Source organism: Enterococcus raffinosus (assembly GCF_001886185.1).
GTDB lineage: Bacteria > Bacillota > Bacilli > Lactobacillales > Enterococcaceae > Enterococcus_A > Enterococcus_A raffinosus.
The window spans coordinates 1-607 of sequence record NZ_JXLA01000120.1 but is presented as its reverse complement, the minus strand read 5'-3'; the positions used below and the strand labels follow the sequence as shown (position 1 = coordinate 607).

General features: G+C 39.0%; 1 protein-coding gene and 1 pseudogene. Both read left to right on the top strand.

Going from position 1 to position 607, the window contains the following annotated elements:
- Nucleotides 1-30: 30 nt before the first annotated feature.
- A pseudogene (locus tag RV13_RS20510) lies at nucleotides 31-411 on the top strand (ATP-binding protein); the annotation flags it as partial.
- A gap of 44 nt (nucleotides 412-455) precedes the next feature.
- Nucleotides 456-607 (top strand): DNA cytosine methyltransferase (locus RV13_RS20505; RefSeq protein ID WP_143142315.1); only part of this gene is annotated, 152 nt, incomplete at its 3' end.

Below are 607 nucleotides of genomic sequence, written 5' to 3'. Positions count from 1 at the left end.
ATTATATCAAATTCTTACCTATCGCTATAAATGTTAACAACAAAGGAAAGTGCGGTGATTTTGAATAAGCTCAAGCAAATTGTGATGTTAGGTCGTCAGTCTGGTTTCTTTCTGATTTTGGCTTGTCAAAGACCAGATGCGAAATATTTAGGAGATGGGATTCGCGATCAATTCAACTTTCGTGTAGCTTTGGGGCGTATGAGTGAGCTCGGGTATTCCATGATGTTTGGGGAAGTTGATAAAAATTTCTTCATGAAACGCATCAAAGGTCGAGGATATGTGGATACAGGAGGGAGTGTGATTAGTGAGTTTTATACGCCACTTGTACCAAAAGGGTATGATTTCTTGAGGGAAATTAGCGATATTGTTGGATTAAGCGTTCATACGGAAAGAGAAAATAATAGTATGTAGCCTAGGAGTATCAATAATTCTAGGCTTTTTTATTGAGGTGATTTATGACATTTTTAGATTTATTCGCCGGGATTGGTGGCTTTCGCTTAGGTATGGAACAAGCGGGTCACCAGTGTATCGGCTTTTGTGAAATTGATGAATTTGCTCGGCGGAGTTATAAGGCAATTCATGATACAAGGAAGGAGGTGGAAATGCA